Here is a 26,329-nt window from a genome sequence, read left to right as displayed (position 1 = left end):
TCACATGTGCCCGACTTCGGCCGGCAGCTCGTAGAAGCTGGCGTGGCGATACACCTTGTCGTCCGACGGATCGAACAGCGGGTCTTTTTCATCCGGCGACGAAGCGGTAATCAGTGCCGACGGCACCACCCACAGGCTCACGCCTTCGCTGCGACGGGTGTAGAGCTCGCGCGCGTTCTCGATGGCCATGGTGGTGTCGGCGGCGTGCACGCTGCCGACGTGCTTGTGGTTGAGGCCGTGCTTGCTGCGCACGAAGACTTCAAAAAGGGTCCATTCAGACATTTCAATGACTCCACATCAGGTGGCCGGATCAGGCGGCGTTCTTGTTTTGTTTTTTGCGGGCGTGGGCGACGGCGGCTTCGCGAACCCAGGCACCGTCTTCAATCGCCTTGCGGCGGGTGGCGACGCGTTCCTGGTTGCATGGGCCGTTGCCCTTGAGCACTTCGTAGAATTCGCTCCACTGGATCTCGCCGAAGTCGTAGTGGCCGGTTTCGGCGTTCCACTTCAAATCCGGGTCCGGGCAGGTGCAGCCCAGCAGTTCCAGTTGCGGGATGGTCTGGTCGATGAAGCGCTGGCGCAGTTCGTCGTTGCTCTGGCGCTTGATTTTCCAGGCCATGGACTGAGCGCTGTTCGGCGAGTGTTCGTCGCTTGGGCCGAACATCATCAGCGATGGCCACCACAGACGGTTGATCGCGTCCTGGACCATGTCTTTTTGCGCCTGATTGCCGTGGCGCATCATGGTCAGGAGGATTTCGTAACCCTGGCGCTGGTGGAAACTTTCTTCCTTGCAGATCCGCACCATGGCCCGGGAGTAGGGGCCATAAGAGGTGCGCTGCAACACCACCTGATTGACGATCGCCGCGCCGTCCACCAGCCAGCCCACCGCGCCCATGTCGGCCCAGTTCAGCGTCGGGTAATTGAAAATGCTCGAATACTTGGCCTTGCCGCTGTGCAGCTTGGCGATTTCTTCATCGCGGTCGGCGCCCAGGGTTTCCATGGCGCTGTAGAGGTACAGGCCATGACCGGCCTCGTCCTGAATCTTCGCCATCAATTGCAGTTTGCGTTTCAGCGTCGGCGCGCGGGTGACCCAGTTGCCTTCGGGCAGCATGCCGACGATTTCAGAGTGGGCGTGCTGGGAAATCTGCCGGATCAGGGTTTGCCGGTAAGCATCTGGCATCCAATTCTTGGCTTCGATCTTTATTTCTGAATCGATTTTTTCCTGGAAGGCGCGTTCCTCCTCGGACATCTCCGAGAGGTCTTTGATGCGCTTTACGCCGGTTTCTACGAGCTGTGCGTACATTTTTGGTCTCCCGCCGTGAATCTGTTTGATGGCATGGAGAACTTTATAAGCGATACAGAAATTAATATCAAACATAAAATGGTGTGTCGTATGTGTTTTTGTATCGCTTTGGGATGGGTGGTTGGTTTGGTCGGGGGCATATCCGTTTTTTTTGTGATGGCTTCTATTGGTTCCGCTCTTACAGCGGGTCACTTTGGAAGAGCGCCAAAGTAACCAAAGCGTGTTTGCCCCTTTCGTTCGGTGCCTCGCCTAGGCTCGGCATACCCTCGCTCCGGTCCTGCTCCGTGGGCCCGCCGCCATCGGCCATCCATGGCCGGGGGCGGCTAACCCGGCATCCTTGCCGGGTTGCCCACTGCGCAGAACCTGCGCTCGGCCTCTCGAGGGGGCGGTGCGTCAAGATCAAAGGCTGCAGGCGAGCTAACGCTCGGCCTTGAGTGGTGGGGAGCAAAAGATGTACGCCGATTTTTTTTTGCAGGAGTGAGCCTGCTCGCGATGCTTTTGCTTGATCGTTCCCACGCTCTGCGTGGGAATGCATCCCCTGACGCTCCGCGTCACAGAGGCTCCGATTTCTGGACAGCCTGATGGCTACTTAGTAGCATCCGCCGCATACGGATTTTCTCCTGCGCGTCGACTGACGTGGGTCTATCAAGGAATCGAAATGCACACTTTCACCCATGGCGATAAATCGGTTGTTTTCACTGTCCTGAGCGGTGAAGTGGTGGGCAGCGAAAAGCTCAGCGAAACCCGCGTAACATCCACTGGCGGCGTTCATGTGAACGGCAAGGACAGTGAAGTGACGCCGGTGCGTGTCAGTTCGGTTTCGATCATTAATCATGAGTTCTGGGTCAAAACCCCGGACGGCGTCGAGCACGACGTGAAGTTGCGCGGTGTGGATATTCCGTTGCGCACCGGCCAGGACATCTCGTTGATCAGCGCTTTGAAAAAGGATGGTTCGCCGCTGCATGCCATTTTGCAGAACCACACCGCCTTCAAACGCTGGGTGTTGCGCGACGGCAACGCGCTGCACACCGAGCTGGAGCTGGCGCCCTTCAACTGGAATACCGTGCTGATCGTGTCTGGATTGTGTGTCGCCGGTATTGCGACCGCAGGTCTGGGGCTTTTAGCGGCAGCGGGCTATTTGTTCTATGCGATTTATCAGGGCTCTCAGCGCAAGAAGCTGCTGGTCAGCGATTTGAACGCCTACCTCGAGAAGCTGGAAAATCAGGTCGCCAGTCGCATTCAGGCACCAAGCCCTGCACAGGTTATGCAACCGGCCCAGGCCGATCTTTTTGCCCTGGCAGAAGTCATTGTTCAGGAAGAAGAGGTTGTGCAGGCAAGCGTCGAGGCTCCCGCAGAAAACGCAGTGCTCAACAGCGACAGCGTACGCCGGGCGCTGTCACGCAAACTCTGAGCAATAGGCCTTTGAGGGTTCTTGCGCAGACCCAAACCTCGCATCGATAACGGGACGCAGAGCGTCCCCGGCGGCATTCCCACGCGGAGCGTGGGAACGATCAAAGCAAAAGCATCGCGAGCAGGCTCACTCCTACAAAAAATCGGGGTGCGGCTTTGGCTTCTCACCACTCAACAGGCCGAGTGTTAGCTCGCCTGCCGCTTTTGATCTTGACGCACCGCCCCCTCGAGAGGCCGAGCGCAGGTTCTGCGCAGTGGGCAACCCGGCATGGATGCCGGGTTAGCCGCCCCCGGCCATGGATGGCCGATGGCGGCGGGCCCACGGAGCAGGACCGGAGCGAGGGCATGCCGAGCCTTAGCGAGGCACCGAACGAAAGGGGCAAAAGCGCTTTGGTTACTTTCGCGCTTTTCGAAAGTGACCCGCCGTAAGGGCGGAACCAATAGCCGCCGTAACCGCAAAAATGGATATGTACACCCGATAGAAAATGGCCGGCTGCCAGAAAGCTATCGCGAGCAGGCTCACTCCTACAGAGGGCGTACGCGTTCCAGCTAAAAAAAAGCCCCGCAATTGCGGGGCCATAAAGGGTGCAGCAGTCATGCTTTAGGGCGTTTGTCCAGAACGTGGCAAGCCTTGCCCTCAGATCGCTTGATCGAGTGAAACGGCTGCAAGACGATCCGCGAACTGATCCCGATATACGTCTTGATGTGTTTGCTCAATTCACCGCAAACAGCCTTCTGCTGATCATCGGTCAGGTGCTGGTGCTCAGCCTTCAACTCGACATGCACATCAACACTGTCCATGTTGCCATTGCGATACAAATGGATCTCGTAACATTCGGCCAGTTGTTTAACTTTTAAAACCTGCTCCTCAATCTGCGTCGGGAACACGTTGACCCCACGAATGATCAGCATGTCATCGCTGCGTCCGGTGATCTTGTCGATACGACGCATTGGCCGCGCGGTGCCGGGCAGCAAGCGCGTCAGGTCGCGGGTGCGGTAGCGGATCATCGGCAAGGCTTCTTTGCTCAGCGAGGTGAACACCAGTTCGCCCATCTGACCGTCCGGCAGCACTTCGCCGGTCACCGGGTCGATGATTTCCGGGTAGAAATGGTCTTCCCAGATCGTCGGTCCGTCCTTGGTTTCAGCGCATTCCATGGCGACACCTGGCCCCATGATTTCCGACAGGCCATAAATATCCAGTGCAGTAATGCCCAAGCGGTTCTCGATGGCACTGCGCAGCTCGCCGGTCCACGGCTCTGCGCCGAAGATGCCCAGGCGCAGGGCCAGTTTGTGCGGGTCGATGCCCTGGCGCTCGATTTCATCGGCGATGTTGAGCATGTACGACGGCGTGACCATGATGATGTCCGGCTGGAAATCCTTGATCAGTTGCACTTGTTTTTCAGTCTGCCCACCGGACATCGGAATCACCGTGCAACCCAGGCGTTCGGCGCCGTAGTGGGCACCGAGACCGCCGGTGAACAGGCCGTAGCCATAGGAAATATGCACCTTGTCGCCACGACGACCGCCTGCCGCACGGATCGAACGGGCGACCACGTTGGCCCAGGTGTCGATGTCGTTCTGGGTGTAACCGACCACGGTCGGCTTGCCGGTGGTGCCGCTGGAGGCGTGCAGGCGCACCACCTCGTTCATCGGCACGGCGAACATGCCGTAGGGGTAGTTATCGCGCAGATCGGATTTGGTGGTGAACGGGAACTTCGCCAGGTCTTCCAGTGATTTGATGTCGTCCGGGTGCACACCCAGCGCATCGAAACGCTGACGGTACAGCGGCACATTGTTGTAGGCGTGAGTCAGGCTCCAGCGCAGGCGATCCAGCTGATGTTGACGCAATTCGTCGATGCTGGCGGTTTCCAGCGGGTCCAGCACAGGATCAAGCACGGCTTTGGCAATTGGCATGTTCATGAATTCACTCGAATTGTTTTTGTGTTCCGGCCCGGCCGCGGCAGGGCTTTGAGTGCATGCCCCAAGGATACCTCTGGGCGCCTTGGGAATCGCGGTTCTTTAGTCGGATATACGCTCAATGATCAGCGCGATTCCCTGGCCGACGCCGATGCACATGGTGCACAAAGCGTAGCGGCCCTGACGTTCTTCCAGTTCATGCAGGGCGGTGGTCACCAGGCGCGCGCCACTCATGCCCAGCGGATGGCCAAGGGCAATCGCGCCACCGTTCGGGTTGACCCGAGGATCGTTGTCGCCAAGGCCCAGTTCACGCAGCACCGCCAGGCCTTGTGCAGCGAAGGCTTCGTTGAGTTCGATCACGTCCATGTCGGCCAGGCTCAGGTTGGCCAGTTCCAGCACTTTGCGGGTCGCCGGCACCGGGCCGATGCCCATGATGCGTGGCTCGACACCGGCGGTGGCCATGGCGACCACCCGGCCGCGCGCTTTCAAACCGTGGCGTTTGGCGACTTCCGGGCTGGCCAGCAGCAGCGCACACGCGCCATCGTTGACCCCGGACGCATTGCCAGCGGTGACGCTGCCGCCTTCGCGAAACGGCGTACCGAGTTTCTGCAGTTGCTCAAGCGTGGTATCGCCGCGCGGGTGCTCATCGTGCTCGACGATTTTGGCCGGGCCTTTGCGTTGCGGGATGTCGACCGCGACGATTTCCTTGGCCAGACGGCCACTGGCTTGAGCGGCACCAGCGCGCTGCTGGCTGCGCAGGGCGAAGGCGTCCTGGTCGGCGCGGGAGACATTGAACTGCTCGGCGACGTTCTCGGCCGTCTCCGGCATGGAGTCGATGCCAAAGGTTTTCTTCATCAGTGGATTGACGAAGCGCCAGCCGATGGTGGTGTCGTAAATCTGCGCATCGCGGGAAAACGCCTGTTCGGCCTTGCCCATCACCAGTGGCGCGCGGGACATCGATTCAACGCCGCCGACCAGCATCAGGCCAGCCTCGCCACAACGAATCGCTCGCGCCGCGGTGCCGATGGCATCCAGCCCGGAGCCGCACAAGCGGTTGAGCGTGGTGCCGGGCACGCTGACCGGCAAGCCGGCCAACAGCGCTGACATGCGGGCGACGTTGCGGTTGTCTTCGCCGGCCTGGTTGGCGCACCCGTAAATCACGTCATCCACGGCATTCCAGTCGACCTACGGGTGACGGCGCAGCAGTTCACGCAGTGGCACCGCGCCGAGGTCGTCGGCACGTACGCTGCTCAAGGCTCCGGCGTAGCGACCGATCGGGGTCCGCACCGCGTCGATGATCAAGGCGTCATTCATTCGGGGTCTCCTGCGCCAGCACCGAGCCGCGCACTTTGTAGGATTTGCCATGGAACAGGGCGATCAATTGCCCCTGTTGGTTTTCGATACGTACGTCGTAGTTGCCGGTGCGCCCGGAACGGCTTTGCTCGGTGCACTCGGCAGTCAAGGTGTCGCCCAGGCGGGCCGGGGCGATGTAGTCGATGCTGCAACCGATGGCCACCGTGGCGTCGTTGTAGCTGTTGCAGGCAAAGGCAAACGCCGAGTCGGCCAGCGCAAACAGGTAGCCGCCGTGGCAGGTACCGTGGCCTTGAAGCATGTCGGCGCGCACGCTCATGCCCACGCGGGCACAGCCGGGGGCCGCCGAGAGCAGGCGCATGCCCATCGCCTGGCTGGCGGCGTCGCGGTTGAACAGGGTTTTTGCGCAGTCGCTGGCCAGGTTCATCGCTTCGTGATTAGTCATGGAAAGTCCTCCCTTCGGCGACCCGACGGCGCAACAGCAGCGAGGGCCGATAGCGCTCTTCGCCGTAACTGGCTTGCAGGTTTTCCAGCACCTTGAGCACGTGCGACAGGCCGACGGCATCCGCCCAGGCCAGCGGGCCTTGCGGGTAATTGACCCCGGCGCGCATTGCCAGATCGATGTCGGCGGCCGACGCCACGCTTTGCAGCACAGCGTCGGCGGCTTCGTTGGCGAGCATAGCGACAGTGCGCAACACGGCGAGGGCCGGGCTGTCGTTGAGCAGGCTTACGTTGAAACCGGCCCGTTGCAGCAGGGCAACGCCTTGTTCGAGGGCCACCGGCTCAATGTCCGCTGTGCAACTGATCGCGATTCGGCTGGCGTTGCCGTAATCGAGCACGAGGTCGAGCAGGATCAGATTGCGCAACCCGTCTTCCCTGGCGCGCTGACAGGCCATGCGCCCATCGCTCAACGCCAGCACCGCGTCGCCCACCCGCAACAGGCCTTGGCCGTCGCGTTGAATGACTTCGATGTTGTGTGTGCGCAGGCGCGGGATCAGCGCATTGGCAGCGCCGAGATCACCTTCGATCACGCAGCTTTCAACGGTCTGCTCGCTGCTGATGGTGGTCGGCTGCGGGCGTTCGGCGTTCTCGGCGTAGCTGTAGAAACCGTGACCGCTTTTGCGCCCCAGACGCCCGGCGTCCACCAGGTCTTTCTGGATCAGCGAAGGCTGGAAGCGGGTGTCGGCGTAATAGGCGTCGAACACTGAGCAGGTCACCGCATAGTTGACGTCATGGCCAATCAGGTCTGTCAGTTCGAAAGCACCCATCGCAAAGCCACCGGCATCGCGCATCAGCGCATCCAGCGTCGAGCAATCGGCAACGCCTTCCTGCAGCAGGCGCAGGCTCTCGGCGTAAAACGGCCGGGCCACGCGGTTGACGATGAACCCCGGCGTTGAACGGGTGTGCACCGGTTTTTTGCCCCAGGCCTTGGCGGTGTCGTACAGGCAATCGGCCAAGGCTGGATCGCTGGCCAGCCCCGAGACGATTTCCACCAGCGCCATGATCGGCGCGGGGTTGAAAAAGTGCAGGCCCAGCAGGCGTTCTGGGTGATCCAGTTGTGCGGCGATGCTGGTGATCGACAGCGACGAGGTGTTGCTCGCCAGAATGCAGCGCTCGCCGCAGATGCCTTCCAGTTGGCGGAAGAGGGCGCGCTTGACCTCAAGGTTCTCGACGATGGCTTCGATGACCAACTCGCAATCGGCCAGCGCTTCGATGGCTTCCACAGGCAGCAAACGAGCGATGGTCGCGGTGCGGGCGTCGGCCGAGAGCTTGCCTTTCTCGACGCGTTTGCCCAGTTGGCGGTCAATGCCGTCGATGGCTTGAGCCGCGGCGCCGGGGCGATTGTCCAGCAGCAGCACGGTGTGGCCGGCCTGTGCCGCGACCTGTGCAATCCCGGCACCCATGGCGCCGGCGCCGATCACGGCGATGCGTGCGTTGGTGTTCAGTGCGGTCATGACTCAGCGCCCCTTGAAGCTTGGGCTGCGTTTTTCCATGAAGGCGCTGACGCCTTCACGGTAGTCCTCGCTGCGCCCGGCCAGGCGTTGCAAGTCTTTCTCCAGCTCAAGCTGCTCGTCGAAGGTGTTGCTCAGGCTGGCATTGAGGCTGCGTTTGATCAGTGCCAGGCCGTAGGTCGGTTGCGTGGCGAGGTGACGGGCCAGTGTCAGCGCTTCATTACGCAGTTCGGCGTCGTCCACGCAGCGGTAGATCAGGCCCCATTGCTCGGCCTGTTCGGCGCTCAATCGATTGCCGAGCAAGGTCAGGGCCTTGGCGCGGGCCATGCCGACCAGGCGCGGCAAGGTCCAGGTGCCACCGGAGTCGGGGATCAGGCCAAGTTTGCAGAAGGCCTGGATGAAGCTCGCCGAACGCGCCGCCAACACCAGGTCGCAGGCCAGCGGGATGTTGGCGCCAGCGCCAGCGGCCACACCGTTGACCGCGCAGATCACCGGCATTGGCAGGTCGCGCAATTGGCGGATCAGCGGGTTGTAGAACTTCTCGATGGACTCGCCCAAGTCCGGCGCGGCATTGCCCGGCGCCACATTGCGATCGCCCAGGTCTTGCCCGGCACAGAAGCCGCGACCTTCACCGGTCAGCAGCAAAACGCGTACGTCCGGGTTTTGCCGAACCTGCTTCAGGGCTTCTTTGACTTCACCGTGCATCTGCGCGTTGAAGCTGTTCAGTTGCTCGGGGCGATTGAGGCTGAGCAGGGCGACACCGGCCTCGATGGAAAACAGGATGTGTTCGAAGTTCATGGTCATGGCGCTCTCTGGGAGGTCGTTCGCTTTTTTGTAAAAAGGGCGGGGTGATTACTGGCCCGTGAAGTTCGGTGTGCGCTTTTCCTGAAAGGCCTGAATGCCTTCGTCGCGGTCGCGGGTGCCGGCCAGCACGGTGAAGGCATGGCGCTCGAAACGCAGGCCGCTGGCCAGGTCGGTGTCCATGGCCTTGAGCAGCGCTTCCTTGGCCAGGCGCACCGCCAGCGGTGCTTTGCCGGCAATGTTGCGGGCGATCTGCAAGGCGCGTTCGACGGTGAATTCCGGTTGGGTCACTTCGCTGACCAGGCCGGCGCGTTGCGCCTGGCGGGCGTCGATCGGCTCGCCGGTCAGGACCATTTGCATGGCCATGGATTTGCCGACGGCCCGCAGCAGGCGTTGGGTGCCGCCGGCGCCCGGCATGATCCCGAGGTTGATTTCCGGTTGGCCGAAACGCGCGTCTTCCCCGGCAATGATGATGTCGGCGTGCATCGCCAATTCACAGCCACCGCCGAGGGCGAAGCCGTTGACGGCGGCGATCAGCGGTTTGTTGAAGCGGGTAATGGTTTGCCACGACGCCTGGCGCGGGTCGTCGAGGATGCCGACCAGATCGCGCTCGGCCATTTCCTTGATATCGGCGCCGGCCGCGAAGGCTTTGCGGCTGCCGGTCAGGACCACGGCGCGGGTGTTGGCGTCAGCTTGCGCGGCGTTCAGTTCATCGGCCAGCTCACCGAGCAATTCGGTGGTCAGGGCGTTCAGCGCTTGCGGGCGCTGCAACGTAATCAGGCGAACGCCCGGTTCGATGATCTCGACAACAAGGGTTAGAGGCATGGCGGATGCCCTCACGGTGCACGCTCGGCTGTACTGCCGGCTCATTATTGGATCGGCGCGGTGGGCCGGTTTTGCCTGAGTATACCTACAACGTGATACGCAATAACAACATAAAAGTTCATTTAATGTGTCTTATTGATGAGCGGTCGGTTTCTTTCAGTCCGCGTCTCAGGGAGCCTTGTGAACGAGTAATCACTGGTTTTTCTGGCTTTAATGCCCGGTTTACAGCGTGTGAGGTGCGGTTATTCGGCGCCTTGACTAAGTGATACGGATTTTTGTCTTTGTGCTGTTAAAAGTGATGTGATACAAAATGAGCCTCTATCGGCATCGCTTTGCGAAGATGCCCGGCACTGCGCTTGAAGGAATGTCCAATGACCTGCTACAGCCTCGATGGCTTGACCCCGGTGGTTGATCCCACCGCTTACGTTCATCCGTCAGCCGTACTGATCGGCGATGTGATCGTCGGTGCCCATTGCTACGTCGGGCCGCTGGCGAGTTTGCGCGGGGACTTCGGCCGGATCGTGCTGGAGGAGGGCGCCAATGTGCAGGACACCTGCGTGATGCATGGTTTCCCCGAGAGCGACACGGTGGTCGAGCGCAATGGCCACATCGGGCATGGCGCGGTGCTGCACGGTTGCCGCATCGGCGCCGATGCGCTGGTGGGCATGAACGCCGTGGTGATGGACAACGCACGGATCGGCCCGCGCTCATTCGTGTCGGCGGCGGCGTTCGTCAAGGCCGGGTTCGAATGCCCCGACCAGTCACTGGTGATGGGCGCACCGGCCAGCGTCAAGCGCGGCCTCAGCGACGAAGAAGTGGCGTAGAAGCAGGCGGGCACCCGCGAATATCAACAACTGGCCAAGCGTTGCCTTGAGCGGATGCAAGTTTGCGAGCCACTGACCGAGCCGGAAGCGGATCGACCGCGCATCAATGACAGCGGCTTTCGCCCAAAAGGCAATACCCTGTGAATGCCTCTGTAGCCGCAGCCGAAGGCTGCGTCCGGCTGCGAAGCAGTCGCCATCGGGTCGATACGATCTTCCTGAAACACCGCATGTTCAGGCTTTACGACTGCTTCGCAGCCGGACGCAGCCTTCGGCAGCTGCTACACGGGTACGTGTGAGTCATATGAAACCGGTATATTCCTTTTCTTTTTTCAGCCCGGTACGCCCATGTCGTCCCTGACACCCTTGAACCAATTGATCACCCGCTTCCAGGAGCAGACGCCCATCCGCGCCAGCTCGCTGATCATTACCTTGTACGGCGACGCCATCGAGCCCCACGGCGGAACGGTCTGGCTGGGCAGCCTGATTCAATTGCTCGAGCCTATCGGCATCAACGAGCGGCTGATCCGCACGTCGATTTTCCGCCTGACCAAAGAAGGCTGGCTGACCGCCGAGAAAGTCGGGCGCCGCAGCTATTACAGCCTCACCGGCACCGGTCGCCGGCGATTCGACAAGGCGTTCAAACGCGTCTACAGCTCCACTGTCCCTGCGTGGGACGGTTCCTGGTGCCTGGTGATGCTCACGCAACTGACTCAGGACAAGCGCAAACAGGTGCGCGAAGAACTGGAGTGGCAAGGTTTTGGTGCGATTTCGCCGGCGGTGCTGGCGTGTCCGCGCAGTGACCGCAACGATCTCAACGCCACGTTGCTCGACCTCGGCGTTCAGGAAGAGACCATCGTCTTCGAAACCACCGCGCAGGACGTCCTGGCCTCCAAGGCCTTGCGTTTGCAGGTGCGCGAAAGCTGGAACATCGAAGAACTGGCGACCCATTACAGCGAGTTCATTCAACTGTTCCGACCGCTCTGGCAAGCGCTTCGCGAGCAAGAGAACCTGCAACCGAGTGACTGCTTCCTGGCACGCGTCCTGCTTATTCATGAATACCGCAAGCTGCTGTTGCGCGACCCGCAACTGCCGGACGAGTTACTGCCCGGCGATTGGGAAGGTCGGGCCGCTCGCCAGTTGTGCCGCAACATTTACCGGCTGATCTACGCCAAAGCCGAAGAATGGTTGAACAGTGCACTGGAAACCGCCGATGGTCCGTTGCCGGACGTGGGCGATAGTTTCTATCGACGGTTTGGCGGGCTGAAGTAGCCCGTCATTGTGGTGGGAGTGTGTTGGTTAGGGAGGACCTGTGGATTGGCGTAGATAATAAAAATAAGCCTGCGTGAGGCCCGACATGATTTCTGCAAATGCACAGCGCCGTGATGGATTTGATCAGTGGATTCATCAGATCAACCAGATCTGCGGCGCCTTCAATGCGCAAACCCTGGGCGATGAGTTTTCCGGCCAGATTCGCGAATACCAAAGCGGCGCGCTGAAACTCAGTTTTGTCGACGCCTGCCAGGCGCGGTTGTACCGCACACCTGCCGAAGTCGCGGTGGGCGAGGGCGGTAAATACTTTGCGGTGTTCCAACTCGACGGTACGGCAGGCATGGCTCAGGGCGACGACAAGGTGTTGCTGTCGGCCGGTGACATCACCCTGATCGACGCCTCGCGCCCCAGCGACTTCACCTACAGCGAAAACTCCCGGCAGTTGTCGCTGATTTTGCCTGCGCCGTTGATTGAGCAATCCTTGCGCTTCAACCAGATCAAGTGCGGTCACCGGATCGCCGCAACGTCACCGATGGCGATGCTCTCTCACCATCTGATTCTCGATGCCTCGCGCCAGAGCAGCCTCAGCCTGCCCGAAAGTGAGGCGACGCTGGAGGCGATTGTCAGTCTGCTGCGCCCGGCCATCAGCCAAGCCGAAGACAGCAACGATTTGCACGAGCGCATCTTTCGCAAGACGCTGGAATGCATCGACGAGCACATTCGCTCCGAAGAGCTGTGTCCGGAATGGCTGGCGCGGGAAGTTGGCATGTCGGTTCGAGGGTTGTACCGGATCTTTGCCAAGAAGGGCCTGGTGGTCGCGAAATACATCAAGAATCGTCGGCTGGACTTGTGCGCCCAATCCCTGCGCCAATCGCGCACCGAACAGAAACTGTCCGTGCTGGGCTACTCCTGGGGCTTCTCCGATTCGAGTCACTTCTCCACGGCATTCAAATCGCGGTTTGGCATTTCCCCCGGTGAGTACCGAAAAAACCGCGCCTGATCATCCCTCAACTACACCGTAATTCCCCTGTAGGAGCATGGCTTGCCCGCGATGGCGTAGTGTCAGACAGCTTCAATTTATCTGACACCCCGCCATCGCGAGCAGGCTCACTCTTACAGGGGGGCTACGGCTTGAGCAACTGGCTGAACGCCTTCAGCTCGCTTTTCTCCAGATCGGATACCAGCACAAATCGCATGTGATTCGCTTGCCAGGACATCACGTTAAAACCACGAATGGACTGACTCTGTAGTGGCTTGTCCGCCTCCGGCGTGGGCAGGATAAACACGTTGATAATGTGTTTGGCCCGTCCATAACTCAGGGCCGCCGTGGTCTGGTGCTGCAAGTAATCCAGCCGTCCGCCCAACAGCACAAACCCTTGTGCCGAGTAATCGACGACCGGTGGCGAGAAGTCGAGTTTGCCGGTGAACCAAGGCTTCACGGTGTGACGGTCGGACGACACCACATCATTCAAATGCTCACCCATCAACGAGCGGACATGACTGGAGACAGCTTCGTCCATCAATGGCTGCTCGCTGGCCGGCGTAGCCACATAAAGCACCACCGCCAGGCCCAACGCTGCCGCAGAAAAGGCCGGTGCGAACCATGTTCGCCAGCGCTCGACAATGTTTGGGCGCGGGGCAGCAGCGGCGAACACACTGGCGGTCAACGATGCCGGGGCCGTGTAATACGGCGCCTGGCGTTTCACGCCGAGCATCAGCAGCCTCGCCTGATCGTGCAAGCGCGCGCATTCGGCGCACTCGGCCAAATGCCCGGCTACCGTTGCCGTCGTCGGCGGGTCAAGTTCCTTGTCCAGATAGCCGTGCATCAACGTCTGGCAAACCGTGCAGTCGAGTTCATTCATGATCGTGCAACTTCAGTAGTTCGAGCTTGAGCATGGCGCGCGCCCGAGCCAGTCTCGACATGACGGTGCCGATGGGAATATCGACCACCAGGGCGATGTCCTTGTAGGGCAGGTCTTCGAGTTCTTTCAGAACAATCACCTCACGAAATGCCGGCGGCAGGGCGCACAGGGCTTGCTGGATCAGCGCCGCATTTTCCGTATGAATGGCCAGCAGTTCCGGGGTTTGGCCATGACCCAGCGCGGCGTCCTCTTCGGACAATTCATCGCCGATCGCCACCCAATGGCGCCCGGCCGACGCCTTGAGCCAGGTGTAGCTTTCGTTGCGCACGATGGTCAGGAACCACGCCTTGGCGTTGCCATCGGCGAAGCGGTGTAAAAAGCGGAATGCGCGCAGGGCACTTTCCTGGACGACATCGCGCGCGGCGCTGTCGTTGCCGGTGAGCCAGCGCGCGAGGTTGTAGGCCGCGTCCAGGTGGGGCGCAAACAGTTCCTCAAATCGCTTCATAGTGGTTCCCGCACTGTCCCACCTCTATAACCGCGCTACTCCGCATTTTATTCCCGAAAAAAACAACTTTTCCAACACACAACTCATTTCCCTGTAGCCGCTGTCGAGGCACGAGGCTGCGTTGGGCTGCGTAGCGGCCCCCGAAGGGCGGTCCTGCGGACACGCAACGCAGCCTCGTGCCTCGACAGCGGCTACAGACGTTCAATGTCGTGGAATAAAACGCCGTCCTGATGGGTTGTACCTCGTGTCAGCACCATCACTGTAGTTCGCCAGCGAGGGAAAACCGATGGACATTCAATCAAGACACCCGCTTCGCACCGACGGCCCGCTCAACCCCGACCGCCGGACACTGCTGAAATGCTCGGCGTGGGCCGGAGCGGGGGTCATCTGGGCCTTGAGCGGCGGCATTCCCCGGGCCTTTGCCCTGGATGCGACGGGCAACGTTTCCGACCCCAAGGCACTGGCCAGCACCTTCCACTTCGTGCAGATAAGCGACTCGCACATCGGCTTCAACAAGGAGGCCAACCCGGAACCGGTGAAGACCTTGCAGGTGGCGATCGACAAGGTCATCGCGCTGCCAAAACCACCGTCGCTGATTCTGCATACCGGCGATATCACCCACCTGTCCAAACCCGAGGAATTTGACACGGCCGCGCAACTGCTCAAGGGCCTGCCGTCCACCGTGCACTACGTCCCGGGGGAGCATGACACCCTCGACGAGGGCGGCGGCAAGCTCTACCTGGAGCGTTACGGCAAAGGCACCAAAGGCAATGGCTGGTACAGCTTCGACGACCACGGCGTGCATTTTATTGCGCTGGTGAATGTCTTCAATTTCCAGGCGGGCCGTGAAGCGACCCTCGGCGCCGATCAACTGGCTTGGCTGGCCGATGATTTGCGCGCCGTGACCAGCAGCACGCCCATCGTGGTGTTTACCCACATCCCGTTGTGGACGGTTTATCAGCCGTGGGGCTGGGGCACCGAGGATGGCGATCAGGCGATTGCCATGCTGCGCAAGTACGGTTCGGTGACGGTGTTGAACGGGCATATCCACCAGGTCATCCAGAAAGTCGAAGGCAATATCACCTTCCACACCGCCCGTGGCACCGCTTATCCACAACCCGCACCGGGTGCGGCACCGACGCCTGGGCCGATGACGGTGGCGGCTGATCAGCTGCGCAATTACCTGGGGATCACCGATGTGCGAGCGACGCAGGGTGATCATCCGCTGGCGCTGATCGATTCGACACTGGTTTAGGGGGAGGATACTCGGATGAAAAAGCGACTGTTGGCTGCGGCCTGCCTGATGCTGTCGATGCCGGTGTGGGCTCAGGAGGTGAAAATCGATATCAAGGAGTTCATGTTCGGGCCCAAGGATTTGAACGTGGCCGTGGGCACCAAAGTGACGTGGGTGAACGACGACCAGATTCCGCACACGGTGGCGGAAACCCACAAGGTGTTTCGCTCAGGGGCGCTGGACACCAATGACAGCTTTTCCTGGGTGTTCAATACGCCGGGAGAGTTTGAATATTTTTGTGCGCTGCATCCGCAGATGATTGGGAAGATTGTGGTTAGCCAGTGATGCTGCAAGCACCTGCGACCAATCCACCTGAAGAAACCCGCCCCCCCCTGTAGGAGCATGGCTTGCCCGCGATGGCGGTGTGTCAGATGACTGCGATGTCGACTGACACACTGTCATCGCGGGCAAGCCATGCTCCTACAGGTTTTCGTGTGTTTATTTTGGGGCGTTGAGGTTCAACGTCGGCGTCTCGTCAAAGAAGTTCCACGGCTTCAACAGCACGTGAACCCACTCGGTCGGCATGATCGGCCATTCCTCGGCCCGCGCAATGTGCGTGGTGCCGGTGGTCAGCCAGACCACATCGTCCGAGTTTTCGATGGACTGGTTATCCGCGGTGAACTGCCCGAGCCCGGAGTCTTTATCCGAACGGTTCGGGTATTTGCCTTCCGGGTACTTCTCCTGCGGATCGTAGCGCGTCACCCACAGTTGTTTGTCCATGAAGCTGAGGCGGTGATAGAGCCATTCGTCCTTGCCGAAGTTGGCGCCCTTGGCCACCGGGTGCGTGCCGCCGGCATACGGAATCAACTGATAGGAAACCGGATTGCCGACTTTGTTTTCCTTGCTGAAGTTGGTCATCAGGCGAACGGTCGAAGGGTCGAATTTCTGTGCAGCTTGCTGTTCGTTGCTGACCACGTTGTGCTCGGTCTGCATCGTGCTGGTGCGCGGGCCGCCACGGTCGTTGGGCAGTACCACCGGGTTCACTTCAACCAGCGAGTTGCTTTCGCCATCCACGTCCATGTCCAGGCGGAAGTTATAGATGTGCTGGTGCGTGGTGCCGACGATGTTGTGGTCCAGCAGGGTGCCGTAGCGCGTGTCTTCCTTGGCCGTGGCTTCGTGCATGGTCTTGGACTGCACGCCCTTGACCGCTTCGATCCCGGTGGCGCCGGCATCGATGCCGATGGTGCCGTTTTGCTGGAAGACCCAATCGACGATGTAGTCGTAGTTGCCCACGGTGCTGATCCAGCGCACCACCAGTTCACGCCGCTCGGTGCTGAGGTTGGGCTGGCCCATTTCCTGGTGTTTGTATTCCGGGCCGGCGTAGCGTTCGAACACCGCTATGGCGCGGGGAATCGACTGCGGCGCGCCGGTGTAGTCGGCGATTGTGGCGTCGAGCAGCACGGCGTTTTGCGGGGCGTCTTTGCCGCGGGCAATCGGCGAAGTCAGGGTACCCATGCCGTATTCGCCTGAGTCCAGGTAAGCCTTGAAGTACCAGCCGGCGTCGGGGTCGCCGTAAGGCACGATCATCCCGCCCAGCGAGCCTTCGTACATGATTTTGCGTTTCTTGCCCTTATCGTCGTACGTGACGGTGGACAGGATCGGGCCGACCCGCGAATCGAGGCGAACATGGAAGTCCCAGTTCTGCCAGTGAATGCTGTTGCCGGTGATGGTGTAGTTTTTCCCTTCCGGCTCGATGATTTCCAGCGGCTTGACCTGCACACCCTTGCGGCCACGGCCGTCGTACGGCGTCGGCTTCATCGGTACAGGAATCAGTGCCTCGTCTTCGATCTTGATCAGCTTCTTTTGCTCAAGGTCGACAATCGCCACCAGGCCCTCGATCGGGTGCGCCCAGTAGTTGCCGTCATCGGTGTTGAGGTAGCTGACGATTTTCAGCAGGCGTTTGTCCTGCGTCAGCCCGTCCTTGCCATCGAAGTAACCGACCGTCAGCGGCGTGGCGACGACCTTCTTCACATCATTGATGCCACGCTTGGCCAAGGCTTGCGCGTACTCGGGGCTGTTCTCGACGGCCGACTGCACGGTGGCGAAATCGTCCAGCAGGACCATGCCGTGTGCACCTTCGATCGGCTTCCAGGACTTGAGCGCCTTGGCGTCGAGATCGACCAACGCTTCAATCACGTGCTTGCCGTCCAGCACCACGATGTTGGCCTGGCGCGGTTGCGTGACATTCTGGCCAGTGAAGACGAAGTTCCAGACCTGATCCTTGGGCGGCTCATTGACGGAGACTTCGGTGAAACGAAAGCCGGGTTGGTAATGCTCGGACTGCTTGACGATGTCCACCGCTGCCTTGATTTCGTCCGCGCTCAACGGGTTGAGCGGGTTAGGGCGGGTTTCGACGACAAAGGTTTTATCCAGGCCGGACTGGAACACCTGATTGATGAAGTCCTTCGACATGTACGCGGTGTTGTGTTTGAACACCACCGGGACCGACAGCTCCATGCGCTTGCCATTGAGCATGGCGACTTTGCTGTCCGGTTTGACCTTGAGGTAGACACCGTCCTTGGCAATCACGAACAGGTTGGCGTAACTGTCCCATTTGACCGTGGCGCCAAACTCTTCAAGAGTCGATTGCAGCGGCACCATCTCGGCAGCCCCGCCGTGGGCCTGTGCGCTAGACATCAAACCCGGCAAGCCGAAGGTACTCAGGGAAATGGCCAGCGCGAGCCGGGCCAGTGGTTTTCTTTTTAACGAGACAATGGAGGTGAACATTTCTGAGTTCCTTGGTAAACCGGTGACAGCACAGCACACTTTGCTACAGCCAGTGGATGGCTTCTTGTGAATTCCTGCCAGATTTCTGTCTCTGCGTGCCTAAATGAGCGGTTGACCAAGGTTAATCCACAAACAACAACGTGGCGTCGGCCGGCTTCCAGTTGGCCTGATCTGTCGCATAATGAATACGCGTGTCTTGGCTTCCAACGTTAACGTAATCAAGTGGGTCGTACATTGATCGAACGACGGCAATTCAGCGGCGGCATGAAAGGCAAAAACCTCCGCTACCTCAATGAGCATTCCAACGCGCCGGCGCAACTGACGCGAACCGGTTTTTTGCTGCTCGAACACTTTTCGCTGCCGGCGTTCACGCAAGCGCTGGACACGATTGTCACGTCCAACCTGCTACGCCCCGGGTTGTTCTCGTCCCGCACGTTTGGCTTGAATGACGGGGAGGTGGTCAGCGATCTGGGGTTGGTCATTCGACCCGATGCCCGATTCAATGCGGGGGCGCTTCAACAGCTGGATCTGCTGGTCATTTGTGGCGGCTACCGGACTGAACTGAAGGCAAGCGATGAACTGATCAGCGTGCTCAAGGCTGCGGCAGAGCAGGGCATCACCCTGGCCGGACTGTGGAACGGCGCGTGGTTTCTGGGCAGCGCCGGCCTGCTGGACGGCTACCGTTGCGCCATTCATCCAGAGCACCGGCCTGCGCTGGCGGAGGTTTCCAAGGCTGCTCATGTCACCAGCGAGCCCTTTGTGATTGACCGGGACCGACTCACGGCGTCCAGCCCTGCGGGGGCTTTCCATATGGCGCTGGACTGGATCAAGGGGCTGCACGATAAAGCGCTGGTCGAGGGTATCGAGGACATTCTGGCTTTCGAAGAATCTCGCTACCGGCGCATCAAACCGGCGGAAAACATCTGCGTGAGTGCGCCGTTGCGTGAGGTGGTCAAGCTGATGGACGCCAACCTCGAAGAACCTTTGGAGCTGGAACAACTGGCGGTCTACGCCGGGCGTTCACGTCGCCAGCTCGAGCGCTTGTTCAAGGAGCAACTGGGCACCACGCCGCAGCGCTATTACATGGAGCTGCGCATCACCGAAGCGCGTCGACTGCTTCAGCACACGGAGTTGTCCCAGGTGGACGTGTTGGTGGCGTGCGGGTTTGTTTCGCCGAGCCATTTCAGCAAGTGCTATAGCTCGTATTTTGGCTACCGGCCGTCCAAGGAAACACGGCTCGTCAAATAAACAGCCATGCCCTCTCCCCGGCAGGAGAGGGCGGTTGTTCACCTTAAGTGTGATGAATCTCGCGGTCCTTGGTTTCCGGCAGGAAGAACGTGCCGAGTACGGCCGTCATCACCGCGATCACGATCGGATACCACAGCCCGTAATAGATATCCCCCGTGGCCGCGACCATGGCGAAGGCCACCGTGGGCAGAAAACCGCCGAACCAGCCGTTGCCGATGTGGTACGGCAGCGACATCGAGGTGTAGCGGATGCGTGCCGGGAACAGCTCCACCAGCCAGGCGGCTATCGGGCCGTAGACCATGGTCACGTAGATCACCAGGATGGTCAGCAGCAGCAACACCATCGGGTAGTTGGTCTTCGCCGGATCAGCCTTTTCAGGGTAACCGGCGTCCTTGAGGGCGGTGCCTAGGGTGGCGACGAAGGCATCGTTCCTGGCCTTGAAGTCGGCGGCCGGCAGGCTGGTGCCCTCGAAGCTCGGCACCACCTTGTCGCCGATGCGGACCTGCGCGACGGTACCCGGTTCGGCCTTCTCGTTTTTGTAGGGGATGGCTTTCTTCGCCAGTACGCTCTTGGCGAGGTCGCAGGAACTGGTGAATCTGGCCTTGCCCACCGGGTCGAACTGGAACGAGCACTGGCCGGGATCGGCGATCACCGTCACCGGGTTCTTTGCCTGCGCGGCGAACACGTCGGGGTTACCGTATTGGGTCAACGCATGGAAGATCGGGAAGTAGGTCACCGCCGCGAGGATGCAGCCGGCCATGATGATGCCTTTGCGGCCGATGCGGTCGGACAGGCTGCCGAATATGACGAAGAACGGCGTGCCGATCAGCAGCGAACCGGCGATCAACAGGTTGGCGGTTTGCGGGTCGATCTTGAGCATCTGCAACAGAAAAAATAGCGCATAGAACTGCCCGGTGTACCAGACCACCGCCTGGCCGGCCGTACCGCCGAGCAAGGCCATGATGACGATTTTCAGGTTGCCCCAGCGGGCGAAGGACTCGGTCAGTGGTGCCTTGGAGGCTTTGCCTTCCGCCTTCATTTTCTTGAACACCGGCGACTCGCTCAGTTGCAGGCGGATGTACACCGAGACGATCAGCAGCAGGATCGAGAGCAGGAATGGAATCCGCCAGCCCCAGGCCTCGAACGCTTCGGTGCCGAGCAGGGTGCGGCAGGCGAGAATCACCAGCAGCGAAAGAAACAGGCCCAGGGTCGCCGTGGTCTGGATCCACGACGTAAAGTAACCGCGCTTGCCGGGCGGCGCATGTTCAGCCACGTACGTCGCGGCGCCGCCGTACTCACCGCCCAGGGCCAGGCCTTGCAGCAGGCGCAGGCTGATCAGGATGACCGGCGCTGCCACGCCGATGGTGGCGTAGCCCGGTAGAAAGCCGACGATGGCGGTGGAAATACCCATGATGACAATGGTGATCAGGAAGGTGTGCTTGCGTCCGATCATGTCACCCAGCCGACCGAACACGATGGCGCCGAAAGGCCTTACGGCGAAGCCTGCGGCGAACGCGAGCAGTGCGAAGATGAAGGCCGTGGTCTCATTGACCCCCGCGAAGAAGTGCTTGGCGATGATGGCGGCGAGGGAGCCGTAAAGGTAGAAGTCGTACCATTCGAAAACGGTGCCCAGGGAAGAGGCAAAAATGACCTTGCGCTCCTCCTTGGTGATCCCGCGTTTGGGCGTGCTGCCCGTGGTTGTGCTGTCGATTACGGCCATGAGTGTTCTCCGTCTTGCTCTTGTTATAGGCCGGAGTACCTCACACCATTTACCGCACCCAGGCCCTGGGGCTGATGTCGTCGGATTGCAAATTGCACGAAGTCTGGATGCAGCTGACCGCCTCGGATAGGTGCCGGGTTAGTTGAAGCATAATCACCTTCGCGTAGATATCCACTCGCCATCACGCAGACTACAAATCAGTGCCCCAAAAAAACCGAAAACCTTCGTAATGCTCAAGCCAAAGCGAACCCTGTAGCAGCAGGCTTCGCCAGCTGCTACAGATCGTGGGTTCCTTAAAGGCCGGTGCTTACAGCAGCGAAATCGTGTAATTGACGATAAAGCGATTCTGGTCGACGTTGCGCCCGGCGTCCGTATTGGACTTGGCGTTACGCACGGTAAAGCCCAGGCCCTTGAGCGTGCCCGATTGCAGTACGTAGTCCAGGGTCATGTCGCGCTCCCACTCGGACTGGTCACCGGCGTTGCGGGCCTTGATTTCCGTGCCTTTGAGGTACGCCACAGAGGCTTTCAATCCTGGAATGCCCAGGGGCGCGAAGTCATAGGTGTACTGACCGAAATTAGTCTGCTCACCGGCGCGGGCAAAGTTCTGGATCATCTTGTCCGTGGGCAGGTAAACGCTGCCGCCACCCGCGCCCTTGTCCACCAGGCTGCCCTGGTTGGGCTGGACGAAGTTGCTGCCGTCGCTCACGCGTTGATGCCCCAAAGACACCGCATGACCCCCGTTCACATAGGTGATCATCGCGGACCAGGTGTTGTTGTCGATCTCACCGTTGTTGTTCTCGGTGAAACCGGACATGCCATAACCTTGCGCCCGGCCGGCGGCGGTGCTGTTGGCGCCGGTCGAGGTCGTGTTGAAGTAGCGCAGGTCGGTGGTGAGCGAGCTTTTGCTGTCAATCGGCAGGACGTGGACCAGCCCCAGGAAGTTCTGGTTGTAGAAGTCTTCCAGCTGCGCGAAGTAGTACTGGGCCTTCAAGTCTTTGGTGATGCTGTAGTCGCCACCGGCGTAGTAGAACTTGTTGCTGTCCTGAGTCGCGCCAGGCACTGACAAACCGGTACGGTCGGTGGAGGCTCGGCCGACCGCGTGTTCAATCACGCCACTGGTCAGGGTCAGGCCATCGATGTCGTTCGAGGTGACTTGGGCACCGGTGAACGACTGCGGCAATACCCGGGCATCGTTGGCAATGAGGATCGGCAACTTTGGCAGCAGGGTGCCGTAGCGAAATTCTGTTTTTGAAATGCGCATCTTCGCCGTCGGGCCGAAGCTGCTCCAGGCGTCAGCCGCACCGTCGCCGTCAGTCGGGATCATGCCGCTGCCGACATGCCGGCCTGCGCCACTGTCCAGCGTGATGCCCTGCAGCGCCTGCGCATCCAGCCCGAACCCGACCGCGCCTTGCGTAAACCCGGATTCATAGCGCAGCACCAAACCCTGGGCCGCTTCTTCGGTTTTCGAGGGGGCGGCGGTGCCGTCGCGGTAGTCGCTGTTGAAATACAAAGTGCGCATCGAGAGGGTGGCTTTACTGTCTTCCAGAAAGCCGTGTGCGGCGGTGTCTGCTGCCTGCGCGCACATGGAACTGGCGGCCAGCAAGAGGGCGGTGGGGACTGCTCGTTGGTACATACGGTGCTCCTGGTGAATTCTTATGATTGTTCTGGAGGTTCACCGCCAACCCGAAACCGGCGCGCAACAGGGCGCACCCGATGAGCGACCCTGAACATCAGGCCGTCGGGATGACGTGTTTTTTTGGTTCGACCGGAATACGGTTAAATCAGGCAGGAAAGTCCGAAGGACAGGGTCATGCGGTACTCCTCGAAAGGGTCACGTCGAATGGATTGTGAAACTCTTAAAACATTTCGAGAGGTGATTTTCAAACGAGGCGAAAGTAATTTTCGTGGAGGGATAAGGCTTGTCGTACAGAGGTATGGGGCGTCGGTGTTTTTGAAACTCGGCCGGGCGGATTTTCATCCATCTGCGCCTGCACTGTGAGCTTAATTTCCTGGTACTTGATCCAGATGGCTATCTATTGCGGTTCACTCAAAGCTTGGGAATCAGGGCGGTCGAGCATCATGTAACAGCCTGAGAGCATGATGTTGCGTAGCGTGAGGGCTGAGGATTTTAATGTTCATTTCTGGTCGTTTTCTGCCTGTCGTGATGGGCAGCAAACAAGCCGAAGCCGACTTTGATGATAGGCGGCTTTGGGATTGAAACGGTCATATAAGCTTTTTTGCGTTTGCTGACGACCTGACCTGCCGTTTGATAGACGACGCTAGCCTTTACCTCCGCCGCTACCGCTACCGCTACTGCCGCTGTTTTCGACCTTGATCTGCGGCCCGACGCCATCTCCCGTACGGAATGTCGGTAACGCAACCGAGTCCACGAATTTCACGCCGTCCCAGCTCGGCAACGGTGTGGGCATCAATTGGAACTGGCCCGGGTGCTCAGAGTCCCAGCGCAGCAGCATCGAGGTGTCCTCATGCTGTGTGTTGTGGCAGTGCTCCAGGTAGGTACCGGCAAACTCACGGATGCGTATGGCCATTTCGACATTGTCGAGGCTGTCAGGATCGGAGCCAATACGGTAGACATCCTTGCGCGCCCCTTTTTCCCATTCGGGTGGTGGTTTGCCTCCTCGAGTGAGAATGATCCCTTCCTCGAAATGCACATGCACCGGGTGACTCCAGCCATTGCCGCCGTTCTGGATCTTCCAGACTTCCAGCGTGCCTTCACCCTTGAACCCTGCCGGTGTCGGGCCAGTGGCCAGTTGTGGCGCGGCTGAAATCCGGCGCGGGTCCATGTTGAAGCCTTCGCCGCCATCGGTCTTGATCGTCCACGGCTTGAAGTCCGTGCCGTCGGAGCGGCCAAAGATAAAGGTTCGGTGCCGAGCCTGGGCGAGCCGGGCGATATCGGCAGGGTCATCACGGTGCAAGGGCAGCGGGATCATGAACCTGCCCTCGGGTTTGCCAGGCTTGGCGGGCTCGAAGTCGACGGGGTTCATGCTGACATCCTGGCCAGTGTAAGGCCTCACGTTCAGTTGCATGAACACGCCCACGCCCGGGTCGCCGTTGATCCACTGTGGCCCGTGGCTGGTTTGCCTGACGACGGGAAGGTACTTCTCGGAGAGTACATCTGCCAATGGAATGTCACGTTTGGGAAGCTTGCCGTTTTCATGCTCCTCGATGTTGACGAAGAAAATTTTGTCGCCCGGCTTGATGCCGTTTTTCGCGAAGTCGACGACGATGTCATAGCGCTCAGCAATACCCAGTATCGGCAGAATGGCATTGTGGTCCTGTTTGTCTCCGTCACCATCGAGGTCCAGGCTGCCATCGAACGGCACCGCGTGCTCCATGATATTGCCGTCGTTGGCAATCATGTGGAACGGCACCCGGTTATAGGAAACCCCGGAGTTTCTCGGGCCAGGGAACTCGCCACCATTACCATTGACCTGACGCACCACCGCCAGCGTGAAGAAGCGAGAAACCGATCCGTTGAGAATCCTGAAACGGTAGCGGCGGGCACGTACGTCCAGGAAGGGCTTGTACTCCCAGTTGGTCAGCACCTGGTCACCGAGAAAGCCGTCGGTGTTGAAGGGGTTGAACCACAACTGGCCGGCCTTGTCCCAGGCCTTGTCGGCGATCGTCAAGTTGATGTCATAGTCGCGGTTACCCCAGCCCAGCGCCGAACCACTGGGCAAGCGCAGGTTGACCCCGTCGTCGACCGACTCGTTGCCACGGTCCACGGCGCTGTAGTAGTTCATCATCGTCGCATTGCCCTTGTAGACATTTTGCGCGGTGAAATCGAGCATGTGGTCGTGGAACCAGTGGGTGCTCATGGTTTCGCGCCAGTCGCCGCGGATCTTGATGGCGCCGTTGTTGCAGGTTTTGAAGCCGGGGTTGGCGTTGTTGACGAAAAGCTTTTCACCGGGCTCGCAGGGGAATGCCGCACGCGGATCCTCAGCGCTGGTATTGATGGTGTCGTAACCGGCCAACTGGATCGGCCAGCGATAGTCGTAGTACTGGCCCGGGAAGAAGAACGCGTTGGTAAAGCCGTCGCTTTCCGCGGGGGAGTGACCGTTATGTTCATGGGTGGTGAGGGTGTGCAGGCCAAAGCCCCGGTTGGCCGACGGGTCAATGGGCAAGGCATCGTAATGACGCATCAGCATCGCCTGGCCATAGCGTACTTGAAGCAGTTTCGGCGGAAAGGTGCCGTCGAACGTCCACAGTGCATTGTGGTCCTGGACAGGGAGGTTGGGGTGAAACTGCACTTGAATGCCCTTGGTTGTGCCCTCGTTGGCCGGGTTGCCGTTGGTGTTGTGATAGAGCCCGCCTGGCGCAAATTCCCCCACGGCGTAGTTATGCCGTTGCATACGATCACGCAAGCCGCTGTTGACGTGCGCGCCGGCTTGCACAGTCTTGAAGGCGTCGCGCGGGAAAAACTCATTGAAACGCTGGTGCGACCAGCCTTTTCCCGGTGGCCGGCCCTCTGCGGGCGAATCGACCCGGCGATTGAGGAAATCCTCGATCTGTGCCCTCCAGGGGTTGCGGTCCAGTACGTTGGAGAACTCTGTCGGGAAGGGCGTCAATGCCGGCTGCCTGAGAAAGGCATCCAGTGCAGCCGGTGACGGGCCACTGCGCGCCACCTTCAATGGATCTTGCGCCGGTGCGGGGCCCACCGTCGGGACCGGAAACGGCACGGGTGATGGCGGGTCGGCCGCATCCAGTTTGTTCGAACCGAATTCCTCGAACAGTTCTAGCTTCTGTGAGAACGGTTGAGCCCCGAATACCGGGCTGGCATTACCGTTGGTGGGGATATTGAAGCTGGGTTGCAGATCGGGTGGCAGCACATTGTCGACCAAGGGCGTCTTGCGGTTACCGACCACGCCATTGGGCAAGTCGAAGGCGCCGACGTTTGCAGGCGGCTGCTTGAGCAAGTCCCTCAATGCGGCATTGGGGTCGGCAGGCTGATTGGTGAACGCCGATGGGTCGGTAGGAGGCGGTGGATCGGTATTGTCGAGGGGGGCTGCCTGGGTCTGGGACAAGCCCAGCCCAAACATGAACACGGCAGCAGAGATACTCAGCGCCAGCCTGGTTTTGGACAATGGACTAGGAGTCAACCTTCCGGTATCTAGTTTCATTGCAAACACCTCTGACGGGTTCTGCGGAGCGCGTGGCAATACTCGAGCAATGAGCCACGGCTACTAGCCCAGCTGGCGAAATGTTTGATTTCGAGCCGGGATGGGAACGATGCAAGCTTTCTGCCAAAAGTGACAGGAGGTGACTAATGACTCTACGCCGCGCTCCTCTTGGCTACAGGCTTTGAACAGACGTATGAGAAACCCCGGTGAAGGGGGAATAGTC

19 protein-coding genes and 2 pseudogenes are annotated in these 26,329 nt (G+C 60.0%); 7 read left to right on the top strand and 14 right to left on the bottom strand.

The genetic code is table 11. The features are described 5' to 3' along the window. Both paaB and paaA read right to left on the bottom strand, forming a co-directional pair. Positions 1–282, bottom strand: a complete 282-nt coding sequence (gene paaB / locus LOY55_RS21160) for a 1,2-phenylacetyl-CoA epoxidase subunit PaaB (protein ID WP_007943393.1) — start codon at positions 280–282, stop codon at positions 1–3. A gap of 28 nt (positions 283–310) precedes the next feature. Further along, positions 311–1,300: a 1,2-phenylacetyl-CoA epoxidase subunit PaaA gene (paaA, locus tag LOY55_RS21155; RefSeq protein WP_046032668.1), complete on the bottom strand. Its 990-nt coding sequence runs from the start codon at positions 1,298–1,300 to the stop codon at positions 311–313. Positions 1,301–1,958: 658 nt separating this feature from the next. Here paaA and LOY55_RS21150 point away from each other — a divergent pair. Continuing rightward, positions 1,959–2,711 (top strand): hypothetical protein, encoded by a 753-nt coding sequence (locus LOY55_RS21150; protein ID WP_223522629.1) that lies wholly within the window; start codon positions 1,959–1,961, stop codon positions 2,709–2,711. A 593-nt stretch (positions 2,712–3,304) separates the two neighbouring features. Here the strand turns inward: LOY55_RS21150 and paaK are convergent. From paaK to paaF, 6 genes and pseudogenes are all read right to left on the bottom strand, one after another. Continuing rightward, the gene (paaK, locus tag LOY55_RS21145; RefSeq protein ID WP_109787287.1) at positions 3,305–4,630 is read right to left on the bottom strand and encodes a phenylacetate--CoA ligase PaaK; all 1,326 of its coding nucleotides are present in this window, start codon (positions 4,628–4,630) and stop codon (positions 3,305–3,307) included. Between the two features lie 99 nt (positions 4,631–4,729). After that, a pseudogene (gene pcaF, locus LOY55_RS21140) lies at positions 4,730–5,941 on the bottom strand (3-oxoadipyl-CoA thiolase). Beyond that, the gene (gene paaI, locus LOY55_RS21135) at positions 5,934–6,383 is read right to left on the bottom strand and encodes a hydroxyphenylacetyl-CoA thioesterase PaaI (RefSeq protein WP_046032672.1); all 450 of its coding nucleotides are present in this window, start codon (positions 6,381–6,383) and stop codon (positions 5,934–5,936) included. The pseudogene pcaF and the gene paaI overlap by 8 nt, the downstream one beginning before the upstream one ends. Beyond that, positions 6,376–7,893: a 3-hydroxyacyl-CoA dehydrogenase PaaH gene (gene paaH / locus LOY55_RS21130; protein ID WP_223522630.1), complete on the bottom strand. Its 1,518-nt coding sequence runs from the start codon at positions 7,891–7,893 to the stop codon at positions 6,376–6,378. The genes paaI and paaH overlap by 8 nt, the downstream gene beginning before the upstream one ends. Positions 7,894–7,896: 3 nt before the next feature. Then, entirely contained in the window at positions 7,897–8,688 is a 792-nt protein-coding gene (gene paaG, locus LOY55_RS21125; RefSeq protein ID WP_223522666.1) for a 2-(1,2-epoxy-1,2-dihydrophenyl)acetyl-CoA isomerase PaaG, read from the bottom strand. A gap of 54 nt (positions 8,689–8,742) precedes the next feature. Continuing rightward, the gene (gene paaF / locus LOY55_RS21120; protein ID WP_109787284.1) at positions 8,743–9,516 is read right to left on the bottom strand and encodes a 2,3-dehydroadipyl-CoA hydratase PaaF; all 774 of its coding nucleotides are present in this window, start codon (positions 9,514–9,516) and stop codon (positions 8,743–8,745) included. A 371-nt stretch (positions 9,517–9,887) separates the two neighbouring features. Here paaF and paaY point away from each other — a divergent pair. The 3 genes and pseudogenes from paaY (at position 9,888) to feaR (ending at position 12,609) form a co-directional block, all read left to right on the top strand. Then, positions 9,888–10,484: pseudogene (paaY, locus tag LOY55_RS21115) on the top strand (phenylacetic acid degradation protein PaaY). A 201-nt stretch (positions 10,485–10,685) separates the two neighbouring features. Beyond that, positions 10,686–11,609 carry a phenylacetic acid degradation operon negative regulatory protein PaaX gene (paaX, locus tag LOY55_RS21110; RefSeq protein ID WP_223522631.1) on the top strand — a complete coding sequence of 308 codons (924 nt, stop codon included), beginning with the start codon at positions 10,686–10,688 and terminating at the stop codon, positions 11,607–11,609. Between the two features lie 85 nt (positions 11,610–11,694). Next, complete coding sequence (gene feaR, locus LOY55_RS21105; protein ID WP_223522632.1) at positions 11,695–12,609, top strand: transcriptional regulator FeaR; 915 nt, start codon at positions 11,695–11,697, stop codon at positions 12,607–12,609. 124 nt (positions 12,610–12,733) lie between these two features. Here the strand turns inward: feaR and LOY55_RS21100 are convergent, their stop codons facing one another. Further along, positions 12,734–13,471, bottom strand: a complete 738-nt coding sequence (locus LOY55_RS21100) for an anti-sigma factor (RefSeq protein WP_223522633.1) — start codon at positions 13,469–13,471, stop codon at positions 12,734–12,736. After that, positions 13,464–13,976: a sigma-70 family RNA polymerase sigma factor gene (locus LOY55_RS21095; protein WP_046032679.1), complete on the bottom strand. Its 513-nt coding sequence runs from the start codon at positions 13,974–13,976 to the stop codon at positions 13,464–13,466. The genes LOY55_RS21100 and LOY55_RS21095 overlap by 8 nt, the downstream gene beginning before the upstream one ends. A 286-nt stretch (positions 13,977–14,262) precedes the next feature. Here LOY55_RS21095 and LOY55_RS21090 point away from each other — a divergent pair, with 286 nt between their 5' ends. Together LOY55_RS21090 and LOY55_RS21085 are read left to right on the top strand one after the other, a co-directional pair. Continuing rightward, complete coding sequence (locus LOY55_RS21090; RefSeq protein WP_077431711.1) at positions 14,263–15,231, top strand: metallophosphoesterase; 969 nt, start codon at positions 14,263–14,265, stop codon at positions 15,229–15,231. A gap of 15 nt (positions 15,232–15,246) precedes the next feature. Further along, a complete protein-coding gene (locus LOY55_RS21085) occupies positions 15,247–15,555 on the top strand; it encodes a cupredoxin family copper-binding protein (protein WP_046032681.1) in 309 nt (102 codons plus the stop codon). A gap of 153 nt (positions 15,556–15,708) precedes the next feature. Here LOY55_RS21085 and tynA read toward each other — a convergent pair whose 3' ends face one another. Beyond that, positions 15,709–17,997 carry a primary-amine oxidase gene (gene tynA, locus LOY55_RS21080; protein ID WP_223522634.1) on the bottom strand — a complete coding sequence of 763 codons (2,289 nt, stop codon included), beginning with the start codon at positions 17,995–17,997 and terminating at the stop codon, positions 15,709–15,711. A 264-nt stretch (positions 17,998–18,261) separates the two neighbouring features. Here tynA and LOY55_RS21075 point away from each other — a divergent pair, with 264 nt between their 5' ends. Beyond that, positions 18,262–19,245, top strand: coding sequence for a GlxA family transcriptional regulator (locus LOY55_RS21075; protein ID WP_177412275.1), 984 nt, complete (start codon positions 18,262–18,264; stop codon positions 19,243–19,245). 43 nt (positions 19,246–19,288) lie between these two features. On the opposite strand, the gene LOY55_RS21070 is transcribed toward LOY55_RS21075, so the two are convergent. From LOY55_RS21070 to LOY55_RS21060, 3 genes are all read right to left on the bottom strand, one after another. Continuing rightward, a complete protein-coding gene (locus LOY55_RS21070; RefSeq protein ID WP_223522635.1) occupies positions 19,289–20,965 on the bottom strand; it encodes an MFS transporter in 1,677 nt (558 codons plus the stop codon). 307 nt (positions 20,966–21,272) lie between these two features. Then, a complete protein-coding gene (locus tag LOY55_RS21065; RefSeq protein ID WP_223522636.1) occupies positions 21,273–22,598 on the bottom strand; it encodes an OprD family porin in 1,326 nt (441 codons plus the stop codon). A gap of 646 nt (positions 22,599–23,244) precedes the next feature. Then, on the bottom strand, positions 23,245–26,106 hold the full coding sequence (locus LOY55_RS21060) for a multicopper oxidase domain-containing protein (protein ID WP_223522637.1): 2,862 nt from the start codon (positions 26,104–26,106) through the stop codon (positions 23,245–23,247). Positions 26,107–26,329 lie beyond the last annotated feature (223 nt).

The organism is Pseudomonas sp. B21-040 (genome assembly GCF_024748695.1).
Taxonomy (GTDB): Bacteria; Pseudomonadota; Gammaproteobacteria; order Pseudomonadales; family Pseudomonadaceae; genus Aquipseudomonas.
This window is presented reverse-complemented; position numbering and strand designations above follow the sequence as displayed.